Annotated in this window: 1 protein-coding gene; it reads left to right on the top strand. The window is 53.7% G+C overall.

All coding sequences use genetic code 11. The features are described 5' to 3' along the window. Nucleotides 1-4,983, top strand: a 4,983-nt coding sequence (locus PEL01S_RS33865) for a non-ribosomal peptide synthetase (protein WP_127463324.1), incomplete at both ends; no start/stop codon positions are given.

Below are 4,983 nucleotides of genomic sequence, written 5' to 3'. Positions count from 1 at the left end.
CAAGCAGCGAAATTCGATTTGACGCTCCAAGTGACCGAAACAGTGGATGAGCTTGTTTGCAGCGTGGAGTATGCCAGCGCATTGTACAAAAAAGAAACTGTGGAACGGATGGCCAGCCATCTATTACAGTTCATCGACGTAGTGGTGAACAATTCCGAAGTCCAGCTATCGTCGATCGAAATCGTAACGGCACAAGAAAAAGAACAGATTCTGGAACACTTTAACGATACGGCAGCAGAGTATCCTCAAGAGAAGACGATTCATGAGTTGTTCGAGGAGCAAGCGGCCCGTACGCCGGAGCGGACAGCAGTGCTGTTCGAGGACGAGCGGCTGACGTACCGCGAGCTGAACGAGCGGGCGAACCGTCTGGCGCGGACGCTGCGCGCTCAAGGCGTTGGCGCAGATGTGCCGGTGGCGATCATGGTCGAACGCTCGTTGGAGATGATCGTGGGCATCTACGCGATCCTGAAAGCAGGCGGCGCTTATGTGCCGATCGATCCGGAGTTTCCAACCGAGCGCATCCGCTACATCGCCGAAGATTCGGGAGCGAGGCTGCTGCTGATGCAAAGCCGCTTCCTGGACCGCGCGCCTCGTGAGCTGGAAAGCCGCGTTATTAACCTGAACGATGAAGCAGTTTATGCCGAAGACGCGACGAACCTGCCGCTTGGTTCCGGTCCGCGCGATATGTCGTATGTCATCTATACGTCGGGCTCGACGGGCAAGCCAAAGGGTGTTATGGTCGAGCATCATGGCGTGCTTAACAGGCTGCAGTGGATGCAGCAGCGCTACCAAGTCGGCGAATGCGATGTGATTATGCAAAAGACGCCGTTTACGTTTGACGTGTCCGTATGGGAGCTGTTCGGCTGGGCAACGGTGGGCGCCAGTGTGTGCCTGCTTATCCCGGGCGGGGAGAAAAGCCCGGAGCGCATTCTGGAGACGATCGGGCGTTATGGCGTCACCCGGACCCATCTCGTGCCTGCGATGCTGCCTGCGTTTCTGGATTATGCCGAGCAGCAGCCGGAGCACGAGCTTGCCGAGCAAACGGCGAGACTGGTGCTGGTATCAGCGAGCGGGGAAGCACTGCCGCCACAGCATGTGGCCCGCTTCTACCAAACGTTTGGGCGGCTAAACGGAGCGAGACTGGTGAACCTGTACGGACCGACGGAAGCGACGGTCGAGGTGTCGTACTTCGATTGCGAGCCGGATGAGTCCTATGCGGTGATTCCAATCGGCAAGCCGGTGCACAATACACGGCTGTATATCCTGAAGGAAGGCACGGATCAGCTGCAGCCGGTCGGGGTGGCAGGCGAGCTGTGCATCGCCGGGGTGCAGGTGGCAAGAGGCTACTTAAACCGTCCGGAATTAACGGCGGAGAAGTTTATGGCTGATCCATTTGTGGCAGGCGAGCGAATGTACCGGACCGGAGACCTGGCCCGATGGATGCCCGATGGCAACGTTGAGTATCTGGGCCGGATCGACCATCAAGTCAAAATACGTGGCTACCGGATCGAGCTGGGCGAGATCGAGGCGCAGTTGTTGAAATTGGCGCCGGTACAGCAAGCGGTCGTGATAGCGCGGGAAGACGGAAGCGGTCAGAAGCAGCTTTGCGCATATATCGTGGCGGAGCAGCAGATGACGGTAAGCGAGCTGAGGAGAGAACTGTCGCGGGAACTGCCGGGGTATATGATTCCGTCGTACTTTGTACAGATGGAGCAGATGCCGCTATCGGCCAACGGGAAGATAGACCGCAAGGCACTGCCTGCGCCGGAGGGAAGCGTGCCGACCGGAACGGAATATGTAGCTCCGCGCACGGCTGTAGAGTCACAGTTGGTGGAAATTTGGCAAGAAGTGCTGGGAGTCAGTAAGGTCGGAATCCGGGACAACTTCTTCGAGATCGGCGGGCATTCTTTACGAGCTACGGTGCTGATTGCCCGAATTCACAAAGAGCTGCATAGCAGTATCGCTCTGCGTGAAGTGTTCCAAGCGACAACGATTGAGCAAATGGCGCAATTGATCGAAGAACGGGACACGTTGACTTACAATTCCATCCCGTTAGTTGAAGAAAGAGCATATTATCCGGTTTCTTCGGGCCAAAAGCGTTTATACCTTCTGAGTCATTTGGAAGGCGGAGAAATCAGCTACAATATGCCGGAAATCATGATGGTAGAAGGTGCTTTGGACCGGGATCGTTTGGAGAATGTGTTCCAGCAGTTGATCCAGCGTCATGAAACGCTCCGAACCAGCTTTGAGCTGATAGACGGTCAACCGGTTCAGCGGGTGCATGCTTCCGTGCCATTTAAAGTGGATTATGCCCAAGTCGAGCATGAGCAATTGGAGCACCACATTCGCGGATTTATTCGTGCGTTTGATCTTTCGCAGGCGCCGTTATTGCGGGTCGGGCTGATTGAACTGGAAAAAGACCGTCATTTGCTGCTGTTCGACATGCATCATATCATCTCGGATGGCGTATCGGTGGGTATCATGGTTCAGGAGTTCACGCGATTGTATGAAGGAAACGAGCTTCCGTCGCTACGGATCCAGTACAAAGATTACGCGGCATGGCAGCTATCAGAAGTTCAAAGCGAGAGGGTGAGCAGGCAGGAAGCATATTGGCTGGATGCATTTAAAGGCGAACTTCCGGTCCTTGATCTGCCGACGGATTATGTGCGGCCGACATTGCAAAGCTTTGAGGGAAATAGGTTTGAATTTACTATTGATAACCAGCGAAGCAGCGGATTGAGGAAACTCGCAGCCGAAACAGGATCAACCCTATACATGGTATTGTTGTCAATTTATACCACGATGCTGCACAAATATTCCGGACAAGAGGACATCATCGTGGGCACTCCGATTGCGGGAAGACCGCACGCCGATCTGGAAAGCATGATCGGGATGTTTGTCAACACCTTGGCGATCCGCAACTTCCCTTCGGGTGAGAAAACGTTCTATGACTATATGCTGGAAGTCAAGGAGACCGCGTTAAGAGCCTATGATAATCAGGACTATCCGTTTGAAGAACTGATCGACAAGCTGAACGTAAAAAGGGATTTGAGCCGTAACCCGTTATTCGACACGATGTTTGTCTTGCAAAATGCAGAGCCTGGCGATCAAAAACTCGAGGGGCTGCAGTTCAAATCGTATCCGCACGAACATCAAGTTGCGAAGTTCGACCTGGTCTTCACTGTGGTAGAGGAGACGGAAGGGCTAGTTTGCAGCGTCGAATACGCCCGTGCATTATACAAGGAAGAAACCATTAAGCGGATGGCGCTGCATTTTACGCAGCTCATGGATGAAGCAATCCAAACTCCGCATGCGAAGCTTTCGGCTTTGGGGATTATTACCGAGCAGGAGAAGGCGCTCATTACACAATCATTCAACGATACCGCAGCCGATTATCCGAGAGAGCGGACACTGCATGAACTGTTTGAACAACAGGCGGAACAGACAGCGGACCAGGTCGCGATTGTGTTCGAAGACAAGCAGTTAACCTACTATGAGCTGAACGAGTGGGCGAACCGCTTGGCGCGTACTTTGCGGGCCGAAGGGGTTCAGCCGGATCAGCTTGTCGGCATTATGGTCGAGCGTTCCCTAGACATGATTGTAGGCATCCTTGGCATTCTGAAAGCGGGCGGGGCGTATGTACCGATCGACCCGGATTACCCGCAGGAGCGCATTCAGTATATGCTGGCTGATTCCGGCATAGGGCTGCTGCTCACTCAAAACCATTTGATGGATCAAGTGGATTTTTCGGGGAAATTGGTGGACTTGAATAGCGATGCGTCCTATCATGAGGACGGTTCAAATCTGGGGAATACCGTCGAATCGAATCATCTGGCGTATGTCATCTATACCTCGGGAACGACGGGGAAGCCGAAAGGTACTTTGATCGAACATAAAAACGTCGTTCGCTTATTGTTTAATGATCGAAATTTATTCGATTTCGGGGCTTCCGATACGTGGACGTTATTTCACTCCTTCTGTTTCGATTTCTCGGTGTGGGAAATGTATGGGGCACTGCTCTACGGAGGGAAACTGGTCATTGTCCCTCCGCTGACGGCCAAAAGTCCGGAGCAATTCCTGCAATTGCTGAAAGCGCAGCAGGTGACGATCCTAAACCAAACCCCGACTTATTTCTATCAACTGCAGCAGGAAGAGCTAAGCCATGCCGGGGCGGAGTTGAAGCTGCGAAATATCATTTTTGGCGGAGAAGCGTTAAGTCCGGCTTTATTGAAAGATTGGAGAGCGAAATATCCGCACATCAAACTGATCAATATGTACGGCATTACCGAAACAACCGTACATGTCACCTACAAAGAAATAACGGAAACGGAAATTGCGTTAGGCAAAAGCAACATCGGGACGACGATACCGACCTTGCGGGCCTACATTTTGGATGAGCAGCGGCGAATTCAGCCGATCGGCATCGCGGGGGAAATGTATGTCGCCGGAGAAGGCTTGGCGCGGGGTTATTTGAACCGTCCTGAGCTAACGGCCGCAAGATTTGTCGACAATCCGTATGAACACGGAGAGCGGATGTACCGAACCGGGGACTTGGCTCGCTGGCTCCCGGACGGCAATCTCGAATATTTGGGACGGATCGACCATCAGGTCAAAATCCGCGGGTACCGGATCGAGCTTGGCGAGGTGGAGGCGCAACTGCTGAAAGTCGCGTCCATGCATGAGGCCACCGTGCTTGCGCGTGAAGATGCAAACGGGCAAAAGTATCTCGTTGCGTACTTTGTTGCAAGTCAGGAACTAACCGTAAGCGACCTTCGGGGAGCGCTGGCGGAAGAGCTTCCGGGGTATATGATCCCGTCCTATTTCGTCCAATTGGAGCAAATGCCGCTGACACCAAACGGGAAGCTGGACCGTAAAGCGCTGCCGGCGCCGGAAGGAAGCGTGCAGACGGGAACGGAATACGTGGCGCCGCGCACAGAAGTGGAACAGACCTTGGCCTCAGTTTGGCAAGGGGTGCTGGGCACC

The organism is Paenibacillus elgii NBRC 100335 (assembly GCF_004000865.1).
Lineage (GTDB): Bacteria > Bacillota > Bacilli > Paenibacillales > NBRC-103111 > Paenibacillus_G > Paenibacillus_G elgii.
This window is presented reverse-complemented; position numbering and strand designations above follow the sequence as displayed.